The organism is Phaeobacter sp., from assembly GCF_022825805.1.
GTDB lineage: Bacteria > Pseudomonadota > Alphaproteobacteria > Rhodobacterales > Rhodobacteraceae > Phaeobacter.
This window is the reverse complement of record NZ_JAJDWC010000095.1, coordinates 1-23,292: the sequence shown is the minus strand read 5'-3', so window position 1 is coordinate 23,292 and position 23,292 is coordinate 1. Positions and strand designations below refer to the sequence as shown.

The following is a 23,292-nucleotide window of genomic DNA, read 5'->3' as shown; positions in this document are numbered from 1 at the left end:
CTATGCTAGCCGTGGTACCGGTGTCGGTGCGCTGACTGAGGCGGGGCAGCCCCGCGGATCTAGCGGTTCAGCGGCATGTGGTAGCGCAGCAGCAGCGAATTGACGCCGGGATTGATGTCTGCGGTCGACGCATTTGATTTATGGGCGAGCGCCAGAGAAATGGCATTCCCATTGGGCAGTGACCGCCCCACCGCCAGTGCGCTGCGAATTTCAAAGGTAGATCCCAGATCGTTCAGCTGGACGTTTTCGAAATACGCTCCGGGCAGAACACTGGTTTCAACAAACCACCCCCGTTGCAACTGCCAGCGCCCAACCGCGCCGACGCCGACAAACAGATCCCCGGTTGTTTGGACGTCAGCCGCGGCGGCAAAGGCTGCGGAGAAGCGGCCCTGCTCCCAAAAGGGACTGTGCTGATATTCTGCAGAAATCAGAGCGCTGTCTTCGGAGCCGGGACGGGAGAATTCGGAATACCCTGCGCCCAACACCAATTCCTGCGAAATGGCTGGCACGGAAAAAGAGATGATACTGGCAAGGCCCAGTCCAACGATGGCGGTCAGTGTCTTAAGACGCATAGGCGTAAATCTCGTGGCTGTAGTCGGGTTAGAATGTTGTGATTATTTGGGAGGCCTGTCCAGAAGTTGAAGGGCAGGGCGGCTCACGATGCGGTGACAAGTTGGTGGTTCTGCGACTTAGGTTGCAAAAATGCAGCGCCAAAGGCCGCCAAACGTCCATTTTTGACGTCCGGTCGTTTGATTTGGCCTTGCTGGGCAACGACTGCTCGCTTGCGTCAGCTCCAATTGCTGCCTAGAAGCGGCCCCAAGTGGCATCAGGAGGCCAGCATGGGCTTTAAAATGGGTATCGTGGGTCTGCCGAATGTTGGCAAATCGACCCTGTTCAACGCGTTGACAAAAACCGCTTCCGCACAAGCGGCAAATTTTCCGTTCTGCACGATCGAGCCGAATGTCGGTGAGGTGGGTGTGCCGGATGCGCGTTTGGACAAACTGGCCGCAATCGCGAGCTCCAAGCAGATCATCCCGACCCGAATGACTTTTGTCGATATCGCGGGTCTGGTCAAAGGCGCCTCACAGGGCGAGGGGCTGGGCAACCAGTTTCTGGCCAACATCCGCGAAGTCGATGCCATCGCCCATGTGTTGCGGTGCTTTGAAGATGGCGATGTGACCCATGTTGAAGGCCGTGTTGACCCGGTCGCCGATGCCGAGACCATCGAGACGGAATTGATGCTGGCTGATTTGGAAAGCATCGAAAAACGTCGTGCCAATCTGGTGCGCAAGCTGAAGGGCAACGACAAGGAAGCCCAACAGCAGGACAGGCTCCTCGTTATGGCGCAGGAGATGCTGGAAAGTGGCAAGCCTGCGCGCCTTGTGGAGGTTGACGCAGAAGATGCCAAAGCCTGGAAAATGCTGCAGCTGCTGACCACAAAGCCGGTTCTTTATGTTTGCAACGTCGGAGAAACCGAGTCTGTCGACGGCAATGAACATTCGGCCAAGGTTGCCGATATGGCGGCTGCCCAGGGCAACGCGCATGTCATCATTTCGGCCCAGATTGAGGAAGAGATCAGCCAGCTTGAGCCGGAAGAGGCCGAGATGTTCCTCGAGGAGATGGGGCTTGCCGAGGCCGGGCTGGACCGTCTGATCCGCGCTGGTTACGATCTGCTGCAGCTGGAGACATACTTTACCGTTGGTCCCAAAGAGGCACGCGCGTGGACCATTCGTTCTGGCACTGCTGCCCCGCAAGCGGCCGGTGTGATCCATGGCGATTTTGAAAAAGGGTTCATTCGCGCCGAAACCATTGCCTACGATGACTACATCGCTGCCAATGGGGAACAGGGTGCGAAAGAGGCCGGAAAAATGCGGGCAGAGGGCAAGAGTTACATCGTCAAGGATGGGGACGTCCTGCACTTCTTGTTCAATACCTGATCGCGCGAACCATCGCAAAACGCCGCGCAACTACCGTGCCCGTCTTCATCCGAAGGCGGGCATTTGTTGCGTAGCGTTCGAGTTTGATGAAACGGCCGGTGAAACGGCACGGGCTTGAGTTGCGGGGGCGCACGATGATAAACCCCAACGCTTAATCAGTCGGAAGGATAACAATGACAAAACTGATCATCGACACGGATCCCGGCATCGACGATGCGATGGCGATTTTCTATGCAGCTGCAGCTCCGGATATCGAGCTGTTGGGGCTGACAACTATTTTTGGCAATGTCACAACCAAAACCGCCACCCGCAATGCGTTGCGGTTGTTGGAGGCTGCTGGGCTTGATCTGCCTGTGGCTCATGGCGCCGAAGCACCGTTGGTTCTGCCGCCGTTCACACCGTCGGCTCATGTGCACGGCGACGAAGGGTTTGGTGACATTCCCGCAGCCACGCCCCGTGCCAAGCCCGTGGAGGAAGATGCCGCAGATTTTCTGATCCGCATGGCGCAGGAACACCGTGGGGAATTGGTGCTCTGCCCAATTGGTCCTCTCACCAATATTGCCATCGCGATCCAGAGAGATCCGGCATTTGCGCAGAACGTCAAACGCATCGTGATCATGGGTGGCTCTCTGGAGGAGGGCGGCAACATCACGCCCCATGCCGAGGCCAATATCTACCACGATCCCCATGCTGCGGATGTGGTGTTTGCTTCTGGCGCATCGGTGGAGATGGTAGGCCTTGACGTCACCCACCGGATCCTATGCACGAAAGACGATTTTTCTGCGATTGCCGAAAAGTCACCCAAACTGGGCGGGATGCTGCAGGAGATGTCTGTCTTCTATCTGCACTTCTATGAAACCGTCGGTAAATTTGATGGCTGTTCGCTGCATGATCCCGCAGCGGTCATTGCTTGTACGCATCCGACCCTTTTTCAGGTGCGCTCTGTGCCGATGGAAGTGTCCTGTACCGGCGAGACTTCGGGTGAAACGCGCCTGTCCTCTGATCCAAGCCGGGCGCCAATTGATGTTTTTGTTGGCGTCGATGCCGATGCCGTCAAATCGCTGTTTTTGACCCGTTTGGCAGATCTGCCCTAAGTGGCATCGCCCATCTGTCCATGCCGCGAGAAACGGCGGCATGGACATCCCCGGGGTATACATAAAGTCTGGTCTAAGCTGCTCGTGGCAATTGCTGGTGACACCCGGGCATTGACTTAACTGATGATTGGCTCAGCTGATGGGGTGGGCCAAACAGGCCCGTGCTACAAAATTCCGTGTCGGCAAAATACGGATGAGCTTCATGAACCAACCTGTCTATGTCTCCATCACGGGTCTCAAACTCCGCCGCATCTGGTGGATGCCGCTGTTTTGGTATCATGCGGTGGCAGCAATGACGCAGGCCAAATCCGCGCCGGGATGTCTGCGGGCTGATGCGCGCAGGATCAACGGGGTCCACCACACGCTGACGGTCTGGGATAACAAGGCGTCGATGCGCGCCTACCTAACCACTGGGGCTCATTTGCGGGCGATGCCGCTGTTCCACAGGATGGCCACCGGGAAGACCTTTGGTTTTGAAACTGTCGATATCCCCGATTGGGAAGAGGTGCACAGGCTTTGGCTGATCCGTGCCAATTCTGTCTGACAGGCGCTGTTCGGCGGTTTCTGTGCAGTGCCAAATGGTGGCAGTCTATGGCATCAGGATCTGGTCAGCGGCGGACCGGGCGGAAAAGGCGGCGCCATGAACTGTCGATCGGTCGGCTTGGCCCAGTGCTTCGCCAGCAAAAAAGAGCTTGCCTGCGACGGGCGCCAGAATATCGGGGATGTCGCGTGCGCTATCATTCGTCATGGAATAGGCCCCCATTATGTGGGGTGATTGGCTCCAATTCTGGACGACGCCGTGTTGGAAGGATCGCGTCACGACTGGACCAAAGATCCCCGTCAGCTCTGTCAGGATATCTGCGAGCAGGGCCTGATCGCCAAGTGTTGTCCGGCGCAGTGGGTCTTCGGACACGGTGAAGAGGCCCAGAATGTTGTCTTGCGTCGGTTTGCGGAATGCCGCGTCAAAATACAGTTTTTCGGACCAAGTATCCTCAAGGAAGCCTGAGCGCGGCCCGTCATAGAGCATGTCTGGATAAAAGCGTTCTTTGAATTTGAGAAAGGCTTTGAACCCGCCACCGAAGGTGATGTCCTGTATGTCTGACAAATTCCGAGGCCGCAGATCTTGCGAAAAGGAGATGTGGCCTTTCTGCAGAACGGACAGCGGCACCGTGACAATCACCTGATCAGTGGTGACAGACACCCCGTTGTTCAAGCGTATGGAGACTTCGGTTCCTTGTGTTTCAATGCGCGTGATCTGCGCGTTGTACCGGATTTTGCTGCCAACGCTTGGCAGGACAAAACTCTCGAAAAACCCATACCACGTCGTGTCATAGAATTTGACCTCACGGTATGTGTGCCGCAACGCGTCGAAATTGCGCAAACGGCCTTGGTCCCAGAACTGATAGGTTTGCGGCTGATAGTTGATGGTCTTGACGCCAAGATCTGTGTCACCTTTCCCAAGGATACGCCCCAAGACGCCGGGATCATCGTGGATCCACTCGGCGCCGAGGTCGAGTGGGACATCAGAGAAACCTGTCAGGCGCTTGATCCGCCCACCCCAGTCTGCTGCCGCTTCCAAAACCAGCACATCCACCCCTGCTTGCGTCAGGTGATACGCTGCCATCAGCCCGGCACTTCCCGCTCCGATGATCGTTACATGTCGTCGCCGCTGCGCCCGAACCAGCGTTGGTGCACACAAGAGCGTGGCAGCGGACAAGCCTACAAATGTTCTGCGATCCATCTGTGTAAATTCCCTTTTGTAACAAGCCGCTGTTGTGGTTTGTGTCCGCCATACACAACCTTGCCAGAGCTTACACTGATTGGCCATTGTTAGCAGGGGACGAGAGCAGTCTTTGCTAGCGTTTGATGCCGATCCATCATCTGAACCTGTGCCTGTCTCGCGCCGATCGCACCCATGTCTGGCGCAAGAGATACAGCGGCCCGTAGGGCGCTTGGCTGTGCAAATGTCGCATGAATTTCCAGAGCAGATTTTTTCTGTGTGGCCCTGCAGAAATTTGAAAAAAACGCCTTGTTTCTCCGGATGCTGACACATATACGGGTCAGCGGAGACGTGGCCGAGTGGTCGAAGGCGCTCCCCTGCTAAGGGAGTAGGCGGGAAACCGTCTCGAGGGTTCGAATCCCTTCGTCTCCGCCACCCAAACTTACGATATAGCCGTTGAAAACATCTACTATACGGCTGGTTGGCGCGCTCGATAGGTCGCCGATAGCTCTCGTTACATTTCGTTCGGGGCGGGTGCGCCTGGCTAGATGTGACTGGTTAGTCGTGAATGTGCGGACGTTGCAAACAGCGGCTGTTTCCGATCCAAAGAGTCACCGGTCGGGCGTTGGCCAATGTGCTGAGGCACCGACCCTGGTTGTTAGGAATAGCGACGCGCAGCTTCGATCACATGGGACACCTGTTCCTGCGACAGGTGTGGGCCGATGGGCAGGCTGATCACCTGCTGTGCCAGTTCACTTGCGATTGGTAGATCGGCATCGGCCAGACCAAGCGAGGCATATGCGGCCTGCGCATGCGGTGGGATCGGGTAATGCACCAGCGTCTGGATACCTGCGCTTTCCAGGTCCGCGGCAAACCGTGATCGCTCTTTGTGGCGTACAACAAATAGATGCCAGGCTGACTGCGCGTCTTGTGCGATGTGGGGCAGGATCAGATCTGTGTCCTGAAGATCCTGCAAATAACGTTCCGCGATCTGGGCGCGCCGGGTGTTCCAGTCGTCCAGCACCTGCAGTTTGACTGATAGGAAACAGGCCTGCACGGGATCCAGCCGACTGTTGAAGCCTGGTACATCGTTCTTGTATTTCTCCCGCGAGCCGTAGTTGCGCAGCAAGCGGAGTTGGTCCGCAAGGTCGGGGCAATTCGTCGTCAAGGCACCGCCATCGCCAAGCGCGCCGAGGTTCTTTCCGGGATAGAAGCTCCAACAGGCGACATCACCCATCGCCCCGATCCGCTTGCCTTTCCATCTCGCACCATGGGCTTGGGCGGCATCTTCGATGACACGTATCCCCAGTGCCTCGGCAGTTGCGCAGATCGCGGTCATATCCGCAGGTTGGCCATAGAGATGCACAGCGATCACCGCCTTCACCCCGGTTTGCATGGCCTGTTGAATGCCCTCTGCCGTGATGTTGTGGGTGGCCGGGTCAGGCTCTACCGGGACCGGTATTGCACCACATTGCGAGACCGCAAGCCATGTTGCGATATAGGTGTTGGAGGGCACCAGCACCTTGTCGCCAGCGCCAATGTCGAGAGCCACCAAAGCGAGGCGCAGCGCATCCAAGCCGTTGGCCACGCCGATGGCATGATCTGCCTCGCAGTAGGCGGCGAACTGCTGTTCAAACTGCGCGACCTGAGGCCCGAGAATGTACCAACCGGACCGAAGGGATTCCAGCATCTCCGGCTCGGTCTGCGGCGCCAGCTCATCATAGGCCGCTTTTAGATCCAGAAAGGGGACCTGCATCATGGTGCCACCCCAACGGCCTGACGAAAATCGCCGTAGTCGCGGATGTAGTCGCTTTCGTCATAAGGTGCGGATGCCATCACCATGCAGACTGCCCCGGAGGAGAAGTTATCGAGATAGCGCCACATCATCGGGCAAATGTAGATCCCGAAATAGGACCGGTTCAGATGGAAGCGTTTCTTGTTGTAGCCATCGTCCAGAACGACATCGAAGCTGCCCGACATCGCGATCATGAACTGATGCAGATCCTTATGGGCATGTGCCCCGCGATCAGAGCCGCCCGGGACGTCATAAAGGTAATACACTCGTTTGATGTCAAAGGGGATGTGGTTCATCCCTTCCACAAAGGTGAGGTTGCCACGCGCATCTTCGATTTTGGGCAGGTCGAGAACTTTGCAATCTTCCAATGGCACGATGGGTCTCCCAAGACGATTGGGTGCCGAAGGATGCTTTGCCGCGATCATAAGACCGCTGATCCACCGGCACAATGAGGCCAGCGGCTGCGACCCCTATGGCGGAGCTGTCTAGCATACTGTAGGTTTCGTTCAATCGAATTAACGCTGCCGACTGCGCGCAGCCAAAGGGCAGGAGTGCAATCCAGATCATGTCAGACATCAAGAAACTTCTGCTGATCGGAGCGGGTGAATTTGCCGATATCGCCTATGAATACTTCAGCCAGGATTCCCAGTATGAGGTGGTTGGTTTTGCGGTGGAGCAGGCGTACCTGACGGAGCCTGAAAAATTTGGTCTGCCGGTTGTCGCCCTTGAAGAAGCGGTCAAGACATTCCCGCCCGATGATGTGCATGCCCATGTCGCTGTGACCTCAACACAGTTGAACCAGGTGCGCGAACGGCTGGTCGGCGCTGCGCGAGCCATGGGGTATCATTTGGCAAACTACATCAGCAGTCGGGCATTTGTCTGGCGCACTGCGACCCTTGGTGATAATGTTTTCATATTTGAAAACAACGTCGTGCAGCATGGTGTCACAATCGGTGACGGTGTTGTTTTGTGGAGTGGCAATCACATTGGCCACCAGACCGTGGTGGAGGATTTTTGCTTCATCTCCAGCCATGTGGTGATCTCTGGCTATTGCCGGATCGGACGGCGCAGTTTTGTTGGGGTCAATGCCAGCTTTGCCGACAATATAACCATTGGTCCCGATTGCTTTGTTGCGCTTGCGGCGGTGGTGAACAAGACCTACCCCGACGGGGGCCAAATCCTGAGCGGCCACTACGCCGAACCTTCGCGCGTGTCGTCCTATCGTTATTTCAAGATAAAGGCCTGAAGCGATGGCATGGGAGAAGTTGGGACGCGCGTTTTGCCCAGATGGGCAGAGCAGTTGGGCGCGCCATAGTTTCATGACCCCGGTTCCGGTGGATCGGGGGGACGGTGTCCTTCGCATTTATGGCGGGATGCGAGATGACGAGGGGATCAGCCGCATCGGTTGGATTGATGTGGCCGCAGAGGATCCGCTGCGTGTTCTTGCCGTATCGCCTGATCCAGTCTTGGACCTTGGTGCACCCGGCATGTTTGACGACAACGGCGTGATCCTGGGGGATGTCATTCGCACCGGGCCGACGCAGCTGCGGATGTATTATGTTGGATTTCAGCTGGTTCAAAAAGCCAAGTTTCTTGCCTACACGGGGCTGGCTGTGAGCGATGACAACGGTGGCAGTTTTACGCGCCTGCAACAGACCCCGGTTTTGGACCGCGCGCCGCAAGCTCTCTTTATCAATGCGCTGCACAGCATCCAGAAAATCGACGATGGGTATCGCGCCTGGATTTCCTGTGGCCAGAGCTGGCAGCAGATCGGTGATCGCGTGTTCCCGCAGTACAATTGCTGGACGCTTACCAGTCCCGATGGCATTCGCTTTGACATGGCGACGGCTACGCCAACCCTCGACTGTGAGGGGGATGAATACCGGATTGGTCGACCGCGCGCCAACCAACTGCCGGATGGCACCTATGAGATGCGGGTGACCTCTGACACGCTGTCAAAACGCTACGCCTGTTTCCGGGCCGTTTCCAAGGACGGTGTTCTTTGGGATCGCACCGACGACGATGAGCTGCCACGTGGAGAACCTGGCGATTGGGACGGTGAGATGACCTGTTATCCCGCCCGGATTGACCTGTCTGATGGTAGCAGCCTGCTGTTTTACAACGGCAACAACATGGGAGAAACGGGTGTCGGCGTTGCGCGGCTCGTGCGTGGCGATGATCGATAATCTGAAGGTTTGCCGTTACTCAGCCGTTGATCGGGAGGCGTGGGACGCATTTGTTGCAGCCTCCAAGAATGGGACGTTCCTGTTTCACCGCGCCTTCATGGAATATCATGCGGACCGGTTTCAAGATCATTCGCTGATGGTTTGGAACGCAGACCAATTGGTTGCGGTATTGCCTGCCAACCTGGATGGGTCCCGCTGCGTGACCCACGGTGGGTTGACCTACGGTGGGCTTATCACCGGCGCGCGGATGTCGGCGGAGCTGGCGCTAAAGATCTTTGACATGATTGTCGAATATGGGCGTGGCCAAGGCTGGAGCGAGATTTACTACAAGCCGGTGCCGCATATCTATCACCGCCAACCTGCCGAAGAAGACCTCTACGCGCTGTTCCGCCACGATGCCAGACTGGTGCGCAGTGATGTGTCCGCAACCATTTCCCTGCAGGATCGGTTGTCGTTTTCAAAAGGGAAAAAAGACGGCCTGCGCAAGGCCCGCAAGGCGGGGCTGGTGTGCCGGGAAAGCCAAGACTGGGCAGCATGCTGGACCTTGCTGACCCAGGTGTTATCAGATCGACACGCGGTCAAACCGGTCCATGCGCTGGAAGAAATCACTCAGCTTGCGGCTGATTTCCCAAACCAGATCCGCTTGTTTGGTGCCTATCATCTCAATCGGATGATTGCGGCGATGGTGGTGTTTGATTGCGGACCAACGGTGCATGTTCAATACATCGCGTCTAGTGATGCAGGTCGGCAGAACGGTGGTGTGGATTTGATTGTCAAACACCTCCTGGATGAGGTGTTCATGGATCGGCGCTGGTTTGATTTCGGTATTTCCACAACCGAACAGGGCCGTTCGCTCAACACTGGCCTTGCGCAGCAAAAAGAAATGTTTGGTGCGCGCACAACCGTTTATCAGCAGTTCAGTCTGCCGCTACAGGATGTAAGATCAATATGACCACCTTGACGTACTCTGTTGTCCTGATGTGTTACAATCAGGCGGATTATGTCACGGACGCGGTGCAGGCGCTGTTGGCGCAGGACTGTGAACCTGTTGAAATCCTGTTGTCCGACGATTATTCCAGTGACGATACGTTCGCCAGGTTAGAGCAGGCCGTCGCGGGCTATGATGGGCCGCATCATGTTGTGTTGAACCGGAATACGCACAACCTGGGGGTCAACGCCCACATTTTGAGATGCTATGATCTCAGCCAGGGGGATGTGATCATTGCCACCTCTGGTGACGATATCTGCCTTCCCAATCGGATCGCCCGCACCATCGAAGTCTTTGAGCGGGAAAAACCGCTGCTCGCCTTTTCCCAAGCCAGGGTAGAAACCTTGCAGGGACAAGACATGCCGCGTGCCTATCAAAAGGCCACCTTTTATCGCAACCGCTCGGCACAGGCGGCGAGCACATCCATGCAGCTTTATCTTGGGGCCACGTGCGCCTGGCATAAGGACCTGTTTCGCAAGTATGGGTCTATTCAGTCGAAGGACTGTTTTGAGGATCTGATCTTTGGCTTTCGTGCTGCGCTCGAAGAGCGCGTGGCTTTCATCGACGAGGACTTGGTGCGCTACCGGCTCGGGGCTGGGCTGACCAACACGCAAAGGCAATCGGAAACCGAGGAGCAATTCACCAGCCGCCGCCTGCTTGAATTGCGCCGTGAGGTTGCGGTGCTGCAGCAAAGACAGGCGGACGCGACCGTCTTTGGGCTGCCGGCGGATGATCCCATTCAGAAAGGCATGCGCCGGATGATGGGGGATCGAAACATGCGGCAGGCCTATATCAGCGCAGGTCCTTTGGCATTGGCGCGGGTCGGTTGGCGGCGCCCGCTGAAAGCGCTGGGGTTGTGGATTTCCGAGGCCAAGCGGCGGCGCAAGGCAGTATCGGGATAGATGCGTCAGCGCATTTTGTTCAGCGTCAGCATCAGCGCATCGCACGCATCCAGAATATGTGCCCTGGTCAGGGACGCTGCCAGGTCGGCGTCACCGGCGGCACAGGCATTCCAGATTGCGATGTGTTCTTCATTTGCGCGCTCGCTGCCGTTGGACAGCACCAATTGCGCCCGTAAATAGCTGTCGACGCGGTCCATGGCATTTTCGATCACGTCCATGTGGTACTGCAATCCGGCCTCTTGGTAGAGGGTGGCGTGAAAGTCCCGGTTCAGATCGCCCCAGGTCATCGGGTCCGAGGATTGGGAGAACGCGATCAGGCAGTCTTTGGCCTGCGCAAGGGCCGTATCCGAAATCCGTGGCACAGCGCGGCGAATGACTTCGGGCTCCAACAGCGCCCGCAGATCAAATATCTCTCTGGCTTCCTGTTCCGACAGGCTGGAGACCACTGCGCCTTTGTAGCGTTGCGTTTTGACCAGCCCTTGCTCTTCCAACCGGGAGATCGCTTCGCGCACAGGGATCCGGCTGGTGTTGAAGGTGCGTGCCAAATCATCCTGGCGCAGGGGTGTGCCTTCCTTCAGATCGCCTTCGATGATGGCGCGGCGGAGGGCGTCAAAGACAACGGTGGCTGCTGGTGTGTCTTTGGGGATTTCGACAGGTTGTAGCTTCATGGTGGGCTCTCCTCAGCGCTCTTTATAGCCTTGAATTGACACAGTGCAAAAGCGCCGCTGCCAGAAAACGCCTGTCTGGGTTCGCTTTGCATCTGCCGCTTGGTTTCGCTTGAATCTGGAGCGGTTTCCTGCGGTGCTTAGGCGGATTTGCAGAGGTCAGCGGCATAGCGGAAAAAGCACTTGGTCTGGGATCAAAACGCCTTATAGCTGTGTGAGGGCAAAGCCGCAGAGCAGCCAGTTTGCGCAGACCACAACGGGAGGTGATGATGGGGCAGACATGTGTGATTGTGGGCGCCGGTGTGGTTGGTGTCAGTGCTGCCTTGGCGCTACAGACCGAGCTCGCCGGTCAGGGTGGTAAGGTCATTCTGATCGATAAATCGGGTGTTGCTGCGGAAACATCGCAAGGCAACGCAGGTGCTTTTGCCTTTACCTCTGTGGAGCCGATGGCCCATCCCGGTATCGTCAAACAAGTCCCTGGATGGTTGTTGGATCCACTTGGGCCGCTTTCTATCCCACCAAGCTATGCTGCCAAATTGACCCCTTGGCTGCTGCGGTTCTGGCGCGCCAGCTGGCAGGACCAATACCGCGCGTCTATCGCTGCGCAGGCGGCGTTTATGGTGCATTGCAAAGCCGCCACCGAACGACAAATCAAAGATGTCGCAGGCGAGGCGATGATCCTGAGGCAGGGAGCCTTGCACCTGTATGATACGGCCGCAGCCTTCCGTGCTGCAAAACCCAGCTGGGATTTGCGCGATGAATTCGGGGTTGATTACACGGTCCTGAAAAGCCCCGAAGAAATTGCCGAAATCCAACCTGGTCTGAGCGCTGAATTCACCCATGCCGGGTTCACCCCAGGCTGGATGAGTACAACGGACCCAAAGGCCTGGGTCGATCACCTGTTTGCCGCATTTTTGCAGCGCGGTGGCATATTTCGCCAAGAAGAGCTGTTGGCGGTTCAGCCCGAAGATGATGGGGTTTTGCTGACACTGACAACAGCACCTGTGCGCGCAGATCACGTGGTCATTGCTGCAGGCGCCTGGTCGCATCTGATGGCAAAACCGCTTGGCGATCATCTGCCCCTGGAAACCGAGCGGGGTTACAACACGACACTACCGCCAGGCGCGTTTGACCTGCGCACCAGTTTGAACTTCGGCAAACATGGATTTGTGGTGAGCCCGATCAAGGGTGGGGTGCGTGTCGGCGGCGCGGTTGAGCTGGGCGGGCTCGATCTGCCGCCAAACTATAAACGAGCGGACCACCTGCTGACCAAAGCTGCCCGTTTCATGCCGGGCCTGGATGTCTGCAATGGTACCCAATGGATGGGCTATCGTCCCTCATTCCCAGACAGTTTGCCAGTTATTGGCCGGGCAAAGGGCGACCGTCGCATTTTGTACGCCTGTGGGCATGGGCATTTTGGTCTCACGCAATCGGCGGGCACCGCTGAATTGGTGGCGGATTTGGTCATTGGGCGCGACCCGTCGATGGATCTGACAAGCTTTCGGGCGGATCGCTTCTAAGGCCCGCCTTACGTCGCTGACATCTTTGGTCGAGGAAGGTGCTGCGGCATCTTGCTTGTCGTAGGGTCAAATTCGCATAAACGAATTCGAAGGATTTCCCTGTCTATTTCTATCTGAAATCTGTCGCAAATTGACAGATGCGGTACGAACTAGGAGATCCCATCGCTATGTCTAAGGCCAGAAAGCTCTCGCTCAAGCTAAAATTACCTCTGATTATGGTGGCGCTTACGGCGACGTTTTTGGTCACGGTCTCGTTCCTGGTCTATTCAATGGCGGAGAAAAGCATCCGCGAATTTGTGTATTCCGCCAAGGAAACAGCTGCCAAGTCTGGCGCGCAGGCGCTGACCTTCATGGTGGATTCGGCACGCAAAGATCTCTCCGTTACCGGCACGCAACCAACCGTGTTTCGCGCGATCAACAACTTTGACCGTGTTTATGGCATGATCGAAGAGGAGCCCGTGGGCTTTCTTTTGCGGCATTACGTCGAAGAGAACCCGCATGCAGTAAATGAACGCGAAAAGCTGGTGGATCCCGGTGACGGCTCTTACTACAGCCAGTCGCATGCGACCTATCACCCGACCTTTCTGCAATCGCTGCAGATCAACGGATACGAAGACCTCTATCTTCTGAATGCCAGCGGCCAGTTGATGTATTCGGTCAAGAAACGTCCGGATTTCATCCAGCAGTTTGGATCTGGTGCGAATGCTGAAACAGGATTGGGGCAGGTCTATGCCGCGGCGCTCAACGCCACTGTCGGAGAAGTCGTGACCTCTGATTTTGCCAGCTATGCGCCTGGTGGTGGGCAAGCTGGGGCTTTCCTTGGTACACCGATCTTCAACAAGAAAAAAGAGATTATTGGCGTCTTGGCTGTGCAATTGTCCAGCCAATCTGCTGTGACTGCCATGACCTCGAATCTGGATGCCAACGGCAGCCAGGATGTGTTTTTGGTGGATCAAAACGGCATCGCGCGCAGCCCGTCGCTCCTGAGCGAAAGTCTTGTTGTTGGTGACGCTTTGCCAGAAACAACACAGGTTACTGCTGCGAAAGCGGGCGATGGAGGTTTGTTCGAAGATGCGCGTTCCGTCACAGGCGAGAACGTGATCGCTTTGGTCAAACCGCTGAAGATCGACGGATTTAATTGGTCTATGGTCCTGGAAACCGATGCAACTGCCGCCTTTGCCAAGGTGAATGAAATCCGGCTGGTCGCCGTTTTGATGATCGGGGCCTCGGTTGTGATCGCCATTCTGGTGTCCTTTGTGGCGGCGCGAAGCGTGACCCGACCGATCCTGGCGTTGCGGGAGGTGACAAACGCCCTTGCTAGCGAAAACTATTCCGTCGACATCACGGGGCGCAATCGCGGCGACGAATTGGGTGATCTGGCCAGCAGCCTTGCGACCTTCCGAGATAAGCTGGTGATTGCGGATGAGGCCGCCGAACGAGAGGAAGAAGCCGCTCGCAAAACCGCAGCCGTGGTTCAGAAGATGAGCGACGCTCTCGCAGAGCTGCAGCGCGGCAACCTGGCCTGCGATATTTCTGAACCGTTTGATTCGCATTACGAGACGCTGCGCGAGAATTTCAATCAGTCGCTCGCCATTCTGCGTGGATCCATGACAGAGGTCGTGGAAGCAGCCCATAACGTCAACCGCTTCTCCGAAGAGCAACGGGGTTCAGCCGCTGAAATGGCGCATCGCACCGAAACGCAGGCGGGCACCCTAGAGGAAACCGCCGGAGCGCTGAAAGATCTCACAGTGGGTATTCGTGCCACGGCGGATAACGCGGGCCGAGTGGACGACACGATGCGCGGTACGCGGAGCGAAGCCGAACAAAGCAATCATATTGTGACATCTGCGGTGGAAGCGATGGACCAAATCCAGGAGGCCTCACAGCAGATTTCCCAGATCATCAATATGATCGACGACATCGCGTTCCAGACCAATCTCCTTGCTTTGAACGCAGGGGTCGAAGCCGCACGCGCCGGTGAGGCAGGGGCAGGCTTTGCCGTGGTTGCGGCTGAGGTTCGCGCCCTCGCCATGCGGGCTTCGAAGGCTGCAGGTGAAATCAAGGATTTGACCACTGCGAGCGAAGAGCACGTTGCCAACGGTGTGGCGATGGTGGGACGCGCAGGTGCTGCGCTGACCAGTATCATCGAAAAAGTTGGCGATGTGTCGGGCTTGATCACTGAAATCGCGGACGGGGTGCAAAAGCAGTCTTCTGGTCTGCAAAACATCAATGACGCGATGAACCGTTTGGATAGCACGACACAGCAGAATGCGGCGATGTCAGAAGAAGCGGCCGCTGCCAGCCAGTTGTTGCAAAATGAGGCACAGAGCCTGACCGGGGTGGTGTCCCGCTTTCAACTCGACGGCGGCGGCGGGCAGATCTCGGCCTCGGCGCATGAGGCCGCAGATGTCACAGCGGATGATTGGACCACACCGGGTCTCGCGCAATCCGCCTGACGCCTGATAGGATCAGGGGCGCAGCGGCATAAACCCGCTCTGCAGTGCGGTGACGGCTGCATCGGCTTCGGTCGGCGCAGCATTGCGATGTGCCATCCGCTCCAGGTTCACAATCGTGGACAGCATGATCCGATCATGGCTCCAATCCCCGGATCTTTGCATCAGGAGGGCGCAGGACAAGACGCCGGTGGCCAGCGCGGCTGACACGAACATCCAGCTGAGCATATGGCGTTCTTGCGGCTGTTCAGCGGTCACAGCGCGAATGCGCCGTTCAATGGTTGCACCGCGGCGCATCTCGTTGTTGTCGACCAAGGCAACAACTGGGCGACGCTGCACCAGGCGAACGGGATCCTGCGCCGCCAGAATGCAAGCGCGGATCAAGCACTCGCAATAGGCCCGTACATCGCGATTGCCGCGTCTTATCAATGCCTGATCACAGGCAAACTCCCGCAGCATGCGCACCTCGCGCCGCCAGATATGGTAGGCCGGATTCCAGAACAGGAGGGGTCGCAGGGCCTCCAGAAGGAATTCGCATTCCACATCGCGCTGCCGGAAGTGCTGCAATTCGTGGGCGATGCTCAGGCGTAAATCTGCGGTGTTTTCCGCCAGGCTTGTGGGCAACACGATATAAAGCCTGCGAAACCCACGGGTCGAAAAGGCGACTTTACTGGTGTCGCTGAACAGGATCTGTACCCGCCCAATGTGTTTCCAGACGTAAGCGGTTTGCACAACCTGCCGCAGGCGCAGCCCGGCTGACAGCAGTTGCAGGGCGGAGACGACACATCCGATAGCCAAGAGAACGATGGCAATCTGCGCCCATAGCGCCGACTGGTCGAGCAGGCCTCGCACGACATCTTCGCGCAGCCCCAGGAAGCTCTCGAACTTCGTGGCGCTCATGCTGACATTGCCCTGAAGGTATTGCGCCACCAACATGTCCGAAAGGGTCGGGGGCTTGGTCATCACATAGGTCGTCAGCGCGACACCGATGAATGGAGCAATGGCCAGCAAAATCGTCATGCCATTCAACAACCGTAATTGCGGCTGAAAGGCGGGACCAAGGTGACTTCGTAAAAGAATGGCGCGCGACCCTAACCAAAGTGCAACGCCAGCAAACAGCAGGAGATTGAGATCAATATATGCGTTTAAAATCGTTTCAGCGTTCATCGTCCCCCAACCTTTCGTTCAGCAAGGCCCGTATCTCCACGAGCATGTCGTCGGTGACATCTTCGTCGTCCACTAACCGCGCGACCAGGGCCGCCGGCGCTCCGTTGAAGAGCTTGCTCGAAAGGTTCTTGAGGGTGGTTTTTTGATACTCTGCTTTTGGCACTGCGGGTCGGTAAACCAGCGATCTGTCGGCCCGTTCGCTGGTCATAAACCCTTTTTGCTCCATGATCTTCAAGACCGTTGCAACGGAGGTGTATGCCCGTTCCTGACGCTTGTTCAATTCGGCCAGGATGTCACGCACCGTGCCACCACCTGTTTCCCAGACAACAGTCATGAATTCGAGCTCCACCTCGGTCAAAAGCGGATTGTCTTGTTTCTTTCGCATCACGTGTTGTCCGGTCCTTGTCCTTGACACCATGCTAGGGGAAGGGCGCGCGGTTTGAAAACTATTTTTTTAAGAGAGCTGGCGCCGTGGTCTTCTCCTGCACGCCAGCTCTCTTGTTCGCTGTGCTTCTCACCCGTTGCGCACCCATGGTCGGCCTGATCATCGCTGCGGATGCGACGGTCAACTCCGCAGATCGCAGGCGGCGATCACACCTTCCAGAAGGTGAAAACAAACCAACCGATGGACAAAGCCAGAGGCCACCAAAGCGGCATACCCACCAGACCAAGCCACGCCAGAAAGATATAGGACGTGCCCAGCAGGCTGATGAACAGCCGATCGCCTCGGGTCGTGACGAGCCCCAATACACCCTTCCTTGCGGCCCCGCCCGGAGTGCGCAGTTCAAGCACAATCAAAAGGCCGATGGCCGAGAAGATTCCAATAAAAACCAGCGCGGTAGGCCAGGTCCATGCCATCCAACTCAGCATTATACTCTCCCCATCGCAAAACCTTTTGCGATGTAATTGCGGACGAAATAAATCACGATGGCGCCAGGAATGATGGTCAATGTCCCGGCCGCGGCCAGAAGTCCGAGTTCGTAGCCCGCGCTAGACGCCGTTTTGGTCATTGTCGCAGCAATTGGTTTTGCTGCCACCGCAGTCAGTGTCTTTGCCAGCAGCAGCTCTACCCAGGAGAACATGAAGCAAAAGAAGGCTGCGACCCCGACGCCTGCTTTGATCGATGGGATAAAGATCGTAACGAAGAAACGAGGGAACGAATATCCGTCCACATAGGCGGTTTCGTCCAGCTCCTTTGGCACCCCACCCATGAAGCCTTCGAGAATCCAGACCGCGAGCGGGATATTGAACAGGCAGTGGGCCAAGGCGACCGCAAGATGGGTGTCAAACAATCCAACCGCGGAATAGAGCTGGAAAAACGGCAGGGCAAACACGGCCGCAGGCGCCATCCGGTTGGTGAGCAGCCAGAAAAACAGCTGTTTGTCGCCAAGGAAGCGATAGCGTGAAAACGCATAGGCAGCGGGTAAGGCGACGGCGACAGAGATGACCGTGTTGATCGAGACATAGATGATCGAGTTGATGTAGCCCCAATACCAACTGGGGTCGGTAAAGATTGTCGCGTAATTCTCGAGCGTGAATGTCTGCGGAAATAGCGAAAAGCCTGACAGGATTTCGTTGGTGGTTTTGAAACTCATCGCGACCAACCAATAGATCGGCAGCATGAGGAACAGGATATAGACAATGGGGATGATGGTACGTTTTTGCATCGTCGTATCCTCCTTTAGTTTTGATCGTCTTTGGTCATGACCGTGTAGAACAGCCAGCTGACCAGAAGTGTGATTGCGAAATAGATCAGGCTCATCGCGGCTGCAGGGCCCAGGTCAAACTGGCCAAGGGCGATTTTCACCAGATCGATTGACAGCAGCGTGGTCGAGTTGCCAGGGCCGCCGCCGGTCAGAACAAAAGGCTCGGTGTAGATGTTGAAGCTGTCCATGAACCGCAAGAGGATCGCGATGGTGAGGACGGTTTTCATCTTTGGCAACTGGATGAAGCGGAACACAGCCCAGTTTGAAGCGCCGTCAATCTTTGCCGCCTGATAGTAGGCATCAGGGATCGAAACCAGCCCGGCATAGGACAGCAGCACAACCAAAGACGTCCAGTGCCACACATCCATGGTCACAATGGTGATCCATGCGGCAACCGGATCCTGGGTCATATCGTAGTTGATGCCCAGCACATGGTTCAGCACATAGCCCAGCAGCCCGATGTCAGGCAGGGTGAAGATATTCCACATTGCCCCCACAACGTTCCATGGGATCAGCATCGGCAGTGCCATCAGAACCAGACAAACAGGCACCCAAAATCCCTTGCGTGGCATCGATAGGGCAATCGCAATGCCCAGCGGAATTTCGATGATCAGGATCAGGAAGGTGAACATGAACTGCCGCCCAAGGGCCGCATGGAAACGGTCAGAGCGCAGGATCTGCTGGAACCAGTCCAGGCCCTGCCAGAAGAAGACATTGTCGCCAAAGGTTTCTTGGACCGAGTAGTTCACAACCGTCATCATCGGGATCAACGCGTTGAATGCCACCAGCAGCAGGACCGGCAGAACAAAGAACCAGGCTTTTTGATTTTCGGTTTTCATTGCGCCACCTCCATGGGTTCAGATTTGGCAGTCTGGGTGTCGGGGGTCGTTGCAAGCCAGCCATCAACGTAGAGACGGGTTTGATCCTGCTGGAACGAAAGATGGACAGCGTCGCCTTTGGTCGGGTTGTGGCTGCCGTCCACAATTGCGTTGATCCGGCGACCTTCGGCCAGGCATTCGACCACGGTGTGGCGTCCGACGTCAGAGACTTTGGTCACCTGAGCCGGCAGGCCATTGGTCGCGAGGGAGACAAATTCGGGTCGAACGCCGATTTCGGTTGTCCCAGTACCGTCACCGCGGATCGCACCTTCGAGTGCGACAGGATGGGCGCCTATATAGGCCTGCCCACCGCGCAGTTCGCAGGGCAGCACATTCATGCCGGGCGAGCCGATGAAATGGCCGACAAATGTGTGTGCCGGACGGTCAAACAGTTCAACGGGTGTTCCGATCTGCACGACTTCGCCCAATTGCATGACCACAACCTGATCTGCAAAGGTCAACGCCTCGGTCTGGTCGTGGGTCACATAGATCATGGTGGCTTTCACGCGCTGATGCAGTTCTTTCAGCTTGCTGCGCAGCTTCCATTTCAGGTGTGGGTCAATCACCGTGAGCGGTTCGTCAAACATCACCACATTGACATCTTCGCGCACCAGCCCGCGCCCCATGGAGATCTTTTGCTTGTTGTCCGGGCTAAGACCGGCAGCGCGGGTGTCCAGCAAATCGGTGACTTCGAGCATTTCAGCGATTGCCATGACCCGCTCTTTGACCGTTGCCTCATCGCGCCCGCGATTGCGCAGCGGGAAGGCCAGATTGTCATAGACCGTCATGGTGTCATAGATCACGGGAAACTGGAAAACCTGCGCGATGTTGCGCTGATCTGGCGGCAGCTTGGTGACATCCTTACCATCAAACAGGATCTGTCCTTCGGAGGGTTCCAGCAGGCCGGAAATGATGTTCAACAAGGTTGATTTGCCGCAGCCCGACGGTCCCAGCAGCGCGTAGGCACCACCGTCGGTCCAATCGAGGTCGATTTCCTTCAATGCGTAATCCGAAGGGCGAGAAGGGTTCGGCAGGTAGCTGTGCCGCAGTTTGGAAAGAGTAATTTTGGCCATTTTTGCCTCACGCCACGCGGGAGCCATCAGGGGCAAACAAATATGCCGCTGACGGGTCCATGTAGAAGTCGTGCATGTCACCCACCTCATAGGGGTGCACACCTGCAGACAGGGAAACCCAGCTCACGTGTTGCCCGTCTATATCCATGTCGAAATGTGCGCTGCTTTGGGATCCGGACAGTTCGGTCACTTGCACCTGCCCTGACAAACGAACGCCGGAGCGTGGATCTGCGGTTGGCAGGACATGATAGGGGCGAATGGCAACGGTATATGGCCCGTCCGCAAGTTCTGCCGCGGCGCCACTGAGTTGCCAGGACACATCGCGTCCGAGATGCGCGGTTCCGCCCTGTTTTACGATAGGCGCGGTGTTGATCGGCGGGTCAGAGAAAACCTGCGCGGCCGCGACATTGCCCGGATTGCGATAAATTTCTGCGGTCGGGCCAAATTGGGTCACGCGGCCATCTTGCATCAGAGCGGTTTTACCGCCGAGCAGGAGCGCCTCTTCGGGCTCCGATGTGGCATAGACGACCACAGCGCCGCGGCCGGCAAACAGTTCGGGCAACTGATCACGCAGTTCTTCGCGCAGCTTGTAGTCGAGGTTTGCCAGCGGCTCGTCCAAGAACACAGCGCGGCTTTCTTTTGCAATCGCACGCGCCAGTGCGGTCCGTTGTTGTTGCCCACCAGACAGCTCATGCGGGCGCCGGTTCAGCAGCGGACGCAGTTGCAGGATCTCCGCGGCTTCTTCCACCCGACCGTCGATTTCGGACTTCGCCATCCCAGCCACCTTCAGTGGCGAGGCGATGTTCTCATAGACCGTCATGTGGGCGTAATTGATAAAAAACTGATGCACCAAGCTGATGTTGCGTTTCTGGGTGCTGAGCGAGGTGACATCCTGGCCATCCATCAACACCTGACCGCTGGCAATCGGGTCGAGCCCTGCCATCATCTTGATCAAAGAGGTCTTGCCAGACCCGGTTGCGCCCAAAAGGACATTAAAGTGACCCGTCTCCAACACGAGGGATGTGTCTTTGATATGCAGCTGGGCGCCGACACGTTTGGTGACATGTCTGAGTTCGAGTGCCATCTTGCTTCGACTTTCCGGCAGGCGGCCTTTGCGCGCGGCAAGCGCGATCGTATGTGGGGGAAATAGCCCGGAGCGGACCAGTCCAGCTCCGGGTCAAGGCGAAGAGCATTGGGTTTGACCCCTTTGCTCTCCGCGGGGAGGAGAGATCAGTTGGAGGCCCAGCGAGCCACCAGTTCGTCATAGTTGACGGTCTGGCCCTGAGGTTTCTCGTTCTCCAGCTTTGGTTTTGCACCGCCGTTGGCAAACCACCATTCGGCGTCTTTCTCTTCGTTCAGACGCGGACCGCAGCCACCGTAGACTTGCGCCTGCTCATCGGCGCGCTGCATCCGAGCCATGGTGATGTCCATCTCTTCAGCCAGGCGATCCATGGCCTCTTGCGGGGTGAAGGCGCCAGAGTTCACATCGCCAATCTGCTGCCACCAAATCTGTGCCAGTTTTGGATAGTCTGGAACGTTCACACCAGTTGGGGACCATGCAACACGATCAGGCGAACGATAGAACTCGACCAGACCACCCAGTTTTGGTGCCCGCTCAGAGAAGCTCTCGTGGTTCACGGAAGAATCGCGAATGAAGGTCAGACCAACGTGGGATTTTTTCACGTCGACGGTCTTGGACACCACGAACTGTGCGTAGAGCCATGCGGCCTGCGCACGATCCAGCGGCGTGGATTTCAGGAAGGTCCAGGAGCCAACGTCCTGGTAGCCAACTTTCTGGCCTTTTTCCCAGTATGGGCCATGCGGCGATGGTGCCATCCGCCACAGGGGAGTGCCTTCGCTGTCGACAGTGTTGTTGCCTTCGGATTGCGGCTTGACCATGTCTGCGGTGAAGGCCGTGTACCAGAAGATCTGTTGCGCCACGTTGCCCTGAGCCAAAGCGGGAAGGGACTGATAGAAGTCATAGGACGCCGCACCCGGAGGGGCGTATTTGCGCAGCCATTCATCCCATTTGCGAATGGCATAAACAGCGGCCGGACCGTTGGCAGCGCCGCCGCGGGTGACAGATGCACCAGCAGGGTTGCACGACCCAGCTTCCATCCGAATGCCCCATTCGTCAATTGGCACACCGTTGGGCTCCCCTTTGGAGCCTGCGCCCGCCATCGACAGCTAGGCGTCCGTCATCCGCCAGCCCAGGTCAGGCGCGCGTTTGCCGTAGTCCATGTGGCCGTAGATTGCGGTGCCGTCGATTTCCTTCACATCCTCGGAGAAGAACTCTGCGATGTCTTCATAGGCCGACCAGTTGACTGGAACGCCAAGGTCGTAGCCGTATTTGGCCTTGAAGGCGGCTTGCAGATCTTCCCGATCGAACCAGTCTTTCCGGAACCAGTACAGGTTCGCGAACTGCTGGTCTGGCAATTGGTACAGATCGCCATCGGGTCCGGTGGTGAACTGCGTGCCCATGAAGTCATCGAGATCAAGGCCCGGATTGGTCACATCCGCAAAGTCACCCGCCATCATGTCCGTCAGGTTGTAGGCCAGCTGCAGACGCGAATGGGTGCCGATCAGATCAGAGTCGTTGACGTAAGCGTCATAGAGATTCCGCTTGGTCTGCATCTGGGTTTGCACCGCCTGCACCACTTCGCCCTCGCCGAGGATCTGGTGGTTCACTTTGATGCCGGTGATTTCCTCAAACGCTTTGGTCAGGACTTCTGACTCATAGCTGTGTGTTGGAATACCTTCGGACAGAACATTGATTTCCATGCCCTTGTAGGGTGCTGCGGCATTGATGAACCACTGCATCTCCGACATTTGCTCGTCCTTGTTCAGGACTGAGGGTTGGAATTCTTCATCGATCCATTTCTTGGCAGCGGCCTCATCGGCATAAGCTGCCTGCCCCGCGACCACGGCAATAACCGCAGCTGCGGACAAAAGATACTTGCGCATCTTTCTCCTCCCTAGTGATTTTCAGTGCCAGTTGTGCTGCACAGCACCTGACTGTCATTCAGGTTTCACAGAGCGCGGCATCTTGTCAAACTAAAAATTTAGTATTGTCGCTAACAAGCGATATGTCCGGTGTAGGTAACATGCGATCTGTCCGGTTTTATCATGTCTCCGAAAGGAGGCGTTATGAAGCGGACAGAAGTGTTACAGGAAGTTCGACTTATGAAGTTCGAAGACGTGTATTCGC

Annotated in this window: 21 protein-coding genes, 1 tRNA gene and 1 pseudogene; 10 read left to right on the top strand and 13 right to left on the bottom strand. The window is 56.8% G+C overall.

The window, feature by feature from the left end; genetic code table 11:
• Positions 1 to 59: 59 nt before the first annotated feature.
• Positions 60 to 572, bottom strand: coding sequence for an acyloxyacyl hydrolase (locus Q0C28_RS10640; protein ID WP_293575549.1), 513 nt, complete (start codon positions 570 to 572; stop codon positions 60 to 62).
• Positions 573 to 839: 267 nt separating this feature from the next.
• Here Q0C28_RS10640 and ychF point away from each other — a divergent pair, with 267 nt between their 5' ends.
• The 3 genes from ychF to Q0C28_RS10625 all read left to right on the top strand — a co-directional run bounded on the left by ychF (position 840) and on the right by Q0C28_RS10625 (position 3,575).
• Positions 840 to 1,937 (top strand): redox-regulated ATPase YchF, encoded by a 1,098-nt coding sequence (ychF, locus tag Q0C28_RS10635; protein ID WP_293575547.1) that lies wholly within the window; start codon positions 840 to 842, stop codon positions 1,935 to 1,937.
• 173 nt (positions 1,938 to 2,110) lie between these two features.
• A complete protein-coding gene (locus Q0C28_RS10630) occupies positions 2,111 to 3,031 on the top strand; it encodes a nucleoside hydrolase (protein ID WP_293575545.1) in 921 nt (306 codons plus the stop codon).
• Between the two features lie 202 nt (positions 3,032 to 3,233).
• Positions 3,234 to 3,575 (top strand): hypothetical protein, encoded by a 342-nt coding sequence (locus Q0C28_RS10625; protein WP_293575542.1) that lies wholly within the window; start codon positions 3,234 to 3,236, stop codon positions 3,573 to 3,575.
• Between the two features lie 45 nt (positions 3,576 to 3,620).
• Here the strand turns inward: Q0C28_RS10625 and Q0C28_RS10620 are convergent, their stop codons facing one another.
• Positions 3,621 to 4,772, bottom strand: a complete 1,152-nt coding sequence (locus tag Q0C28_RS10620; protein WP_293575540.1) for an NAD(P)/FAD-dependent oxidoreductase — start codon at positions 4,770 to 4,772, stop codon at positions 3,621 to 3,623.
• 324 nt (positions 4,773 to 5,096) lie between these two features.
• On the opposite strand from Q0C28_RS10620, the gene Q0C28_RS10615 reads away from it, so the two are divergent.
• Positions 5,097 to 5,186: transfer RNA gene (locus Q0C28_RS10615), tRNA-Ser, on the top strand.
• Between the two features lie 223 nt (positions 5,187 to 5,409).
• Here the strand turns inward: Q0C28_RS10615 and Q0C28_RS10610 are convergent.
• Together Q0C28_RS10610 and Q0C28_RS10605 are read right to left on the bottom strand one after the other, a co-directional pair.
• Entirely contained in the window at positions 5,410 to 6,507 is a 1,098-nt protein-coding gene (locus Q0C28_RS10610) for a DegT/DnrJ/EryC1/StrS aminotransferase family protein (protein ID WP_293575604.1), read from the bottom strand.
• Complete coding sequence (locus Q0C28_RS10605; RefSeq protein WP_293575538.1) at positions 6,507 to 6,920, bottom strand: FdtA/QdtA family cupin domain-containing protein; 414 nt, start codon at positions 6,918 to 6,920, stop codon at positions 6,507 to 6,509. The genes Q0C28_RS10610 and Q0C28_RS10605 overlap by 1 nt, the downstream gene beginning before the upstream one ends.
• A gap of 191 nt (positions 6,921 to 7,111) precedes the next feature.
• On the opposite strand from Q0C28_RS10605, the gene Q0C28_RS10600 reads away from it, so the two are divergent.
• From Q0C28_RS10600 to Q0C28_RS10585, 4 genes are read left to right on the top strand one after another with little or no spacing between them, the layout of a single operon-like run.
• Positions 7,112 to 7,792, top strand: coding sequence for an acetyltransferase (locus Q0C28_RS10600; RefSeq protein ID WP_293575536.1), 681 nt, complete (start codon positions 7,112 to 7,114; stop codon positions 7,790 to 7,792).
• A gap of 4 nt (positions 7,793 to 7,796) precedes the next feature.
• Positions 7,797 to 8,732 (top strand): hypothetical protein, encoded by a 936-nt coding sequence (locus tag Q0C28_RS10595; protein WP_293575534.1) that lies wholly within the window; start codon positions 7,797 to 7,799, stop codon positions 8,730 to 8,732.
• Positions 8,722 to 9,684, top strand: coding sequence for a GNAT family N-acetyltransferase (locus Q0C28_RS10590; RefSeq protein WP_293575532.1), 963 nt, complete (start codon positions 8,722 to 8,724; stop codon positions 9,682 to 9,684). The genes Q0C28_RS10595 and Q0C28_RS10590 overlap by 11 nt, the downstream gene beginning before the upstream one ends.
• On the top strand, positions 9,681 to 10,622 hold the full coding sequence (locus Q0C28_RS10585; RefSeq protein WP_293575530.1) for a glycosyltransferase: 942 nt from the start codon (positions 9,681 to 9,683) through the stop codon (positions 10,620 to 10,622). Before Q0C28_RS10590 ends, Q0C28_RS10585 begins: the two co-directional genes overlap by 4 nt.
• A gap of 5 nt (positions 10,623 to 10,627) precedes the next feature.
• On the opposite strand, the gene Q0C28_RS10580 is transcribed toward Q0C28_RS10585, so the two are convergent.
• Complete coding sequence (locus Q0C28_RS10580) at positions 10,628 to 11,290, bottom strand: GntR family transcriptional regulator (RefSeq protein WP_293575528.1); 663 nt, start codon at positions 11,288 to 11,290, stop codon at positions 10,628 to 10,630.
• Positions 11,291 to 11,556: 266 nt separating this feature from the next.
• Here Q0C28_RS10580 and Q0C28_RS10575 point away from each other — a divergent pair, with 266 nt between their 5' ends.
• Both Q0C28_RS10575 and Q0C28_RS10570 read left to right on the top strand, forming a co-directional pair.
• On the top strand, positions 11,557 to 12,807 hold the full coding sequence (locus Q0C28_RS10575) for an FAD-binding oxidoreductase (RefSeq protein WP_293575602.1): 1,251 nt from the start codon (positions 11,557 to 11,559) through the stop codon (positions 12,805 to 12,807).
• A 167-nt stretch (positions 12,808 to 12,974) separates the two neighbouring features.
• Positions 12,975 to 15,263, top strand: a complete 2,289-nt coding sequence (locus tag Q0C28_RS10570) for a methyl-accepting chemotaxis protein (RefSeq protein WP_293575526.1) — start codon at positions 12,975 to 12,977, stop codon at positions 15,261 to 15,263.
• Positions 15,264 to 15,275: 12 nt separating this feature from the next.
• On the opposite strand, the gene Q0C28_RS10565 is transcribed toward Q0C28_RS10570, so the two are convergent.
• The 8 genes and pseudogenes from Q0C28_RS10565 to Q0C28_RS10530 all read right to left on the bottom strand — a co-directional run bounded on the left by Q0C28_RS10565 (position 15,276) and on the right by Q0C28_RS10530 (position 23,048).
• A complete protein-coding gene (locus Q0C28_RS10565) occupies positions 15,276 to 16,427 on the bottom strand; it encodes a M56 family metallopeptidase (protein ID WP_293575524.1) in 1,152 nt (383 codons plus the stop codon).
• A complete protein-coding gene (locus Q0C28_RS10560) occupies positions 16,417 to 16,812 on the bottom strand; it encodes a BlaI/MecI/CopY family transcriptional regulator (RefSeq protein WP_293575523.1) in 396 nt (131 codons plus the stop codon). The genes Q0C28_RS10565 and Q0C28_RS10560 overlap by 11 nt, the downstream gene beginning before the upstream one ends.
• A 206-nt stretch (positions 16,813 to 17,018) precedes the next feature.
• Positions 17,019 to 17,297, bottom strand: a complete 279-nt coding sequence (locus Q0C28_RS10555) for a DUF2160 domain-containing protein (RefSeq protein ID WP_293575521.1) — start codon at positions 17,295 to 17,297, stop codon at positions 17,019 to 17,021.
• A complete protein-coding gene (locus tag Q0C28_RS10550; RefSeq protein ID WP_293575519.1) occupies positions 17,297 to 18,094 on the bottom strand; it encodes a carbohydrate ABC transporter permease in 798 nt (265 codons plus the stop codon). The genes Q0C28_RS10555 and Q0C28_RS10550 overlap by 1 nt, the downstream gene beginning before the upstream one ends.
• 14 nt (positions 18,095 to 18,108) lie before the next feature.
• A complete protein-coding gene (locus Q0C28_RS10545) occupies positions 18,109 to 18,972 on the bottom strand; it encodes a carbohydrate ABC transporter permease (protein WP_293575517.1) in 864 nt (287 codons plus the stop codon).
• The gene (locus Q0C28_RS10540; RefSeq protein ID WP_293575515.1) at positions 18,969 to 20,084 is read right to left on the bottom strand and encodes an ABC transporter ATP-binding protein; all 1,116 of its coding nucleotides are present in this window, start codon (positions 20,082 to 20,084) and stop codon (positions 18,969 to 18,971) included. Before Q0C28_RS10540 ends, Q0C28_RS10545 begins: the two co-directional genes overlap by 4 nt.
• 7 nt (positions 20,085 to 20,091) lie before the next feature.
• Positions 20,092 to 21,168, bottom strand: a complete 1,077-nt coding sequence (locus Q0C28_RS10535) for an ABC transporter ATP-binding protein (protein ID WP_293575513.1) — start codon at positions 21,166 to 21,168, stop codon at positions 20,092 to 20,094.
• Positions 21,169 to 21,314: 146 nt separating this feature from the next.
• Positions 21,315 to 23,048 (bottom strand): annotated as a pseudogene (locus Q0C28_RS10530) (ABC transporter substrate-binding protein).
• Positions 23,049 to 23,292 lie beyond the last annotated feature (244 nt).

Coding starts and splice junctions, on each gene's coding strand:
- Q0C28_RS10640 (WP_293575549.1), bottom strand. CDS start 572: ATGCGTCTTAAGACACTGACCGCCATCGTTGGACTGGGCCTTGCCAGT.
- ychF (WP_293575547.1), top strand. CDS start 840: ATGGGCTTTAAAATGGGTATCGTGGGTCTGCCGAATGTTGGCAAATCG.
- Q0C28_RS10630 (WP_293575545.1), top strand. CDS start 2,111: ATGACAAAACTGATCATCGACACGGATCCCGGCATCGACGATGCGATG.
- Q0C28_RS10625 (WP_293575542.1), top strand. CDS start 3,234: ATGAACCAACCTGTCTATGTCTCCATCACGGGTCTCAAACTCCGCCGC.
- Q0C28_RS10620 (WP_293575540.1), bottom strand. CDS start 4,772: ATGGATCGCAGAACATTTGTAGGCTTGTCCGCTGCCACGCTCTTGTGT.
- Q0C28_RS10610 (WP_293575604.1), bottom strand. CDS start 6,507: ATGCAGGTCCCCTTTCTGGATCTAAAAGCGGCCTATGATGAGCTGGCG.
- Q0C28_RS10600 (WP_293575536.1), top strand. CDS start 7,112: ATGTCAGACATCAAGAAACTTCTGCTGATCGGAGCGGGTGAATTTGCC.
- Q0C28_RS10595 (WP_293575534.1), top strand. CDS start 7,797: ATGGCATGGGAGAAGTTGGGACGCGCGTTTTGCCCAGATGGGCAGAGC.
- Q0C28_RS10590 (WP_293575532.1), top strand. CDS start 8,722: ATGATCGATAATCTGAAGGTTTGCCGTTACTCAGCCGTTGATCGGGAG.
- Q0C28_RS10585 (WP_293575530.1), top strand. CDS start 9,681: ATGACCACCTTGACGTACTCTGTTGTCCTGATGTGTTACAATCAGGCG.
- Q0C28_RS10580 (WP_293575528.1), bottom strand. CDS start 11,290: ATGAAGCTACAACCTGTCGAAATCCCCAAAGACACACCAGCAGCCACC.
- Q0C28_RS10575 (WP_293575602.1), top strand. CDS start 11,557: ATGGGGCAGACATGTGTGATTGTGGGCGCCGGTGTGGTTGGTGTCAGT.
- Q0C28_RS10570 (WP_293575526.1), top strand. CDS start 12,975: ATGTCTAAGGCCAGAAAGCTCTCGCTCAAGCTAAAATTACCTCTGATT.
- Q0C28_RS10565 (WP_293575524.1), bottom strand. CDS start 16,427: ATGAACGCTGAAACGATTTTAAACGCATATATTGATCTCAATCTCCTG.
- Q0C28_RS10560 (WP_293575523.1), bottom strand. CDS start 16,812: ATGCGAAAGAAACAAGACAATCCGCTTTTGACCGAGGTGGAGCTCGAA.
- Q0C28_RS10555 (WP_293575521.1), bottom strand. CDS start 17,297: ATGCTGAGTTGGATGGCATGGACCTGGCCTACCGCGCTGGTTTTTATT.
- Q0C28_RS10550 (WP_293575519.1), bottom strand. CDS start 18,094: ATGCAAAAACGTACCATCATCCCCATTGTCTATATCCTGTTCCTCATG.
- Q0C28_RS10545 (WP_293575517.1), bottom strand. CDS start 18,972: ATGAAAACCGAAAATCAAAAAGCCTGGTTCTTTGTTCTGCCGGTCCTG.
- Q0C28_RS10540 (WP_293575515.1), bottom strand. CDS start 20,084: ATGGCCAAAATTACTCTTTCCAAACTGCGGCACAGCTACCTGCCGAAC.
- Q0C28_RS10535 (WP_293575513.1), bottom strand. CDS start 21,168: ATGGCACTCGAACTCAGACATGTCACCAAACGTGTCGGCGCCCAGCTG.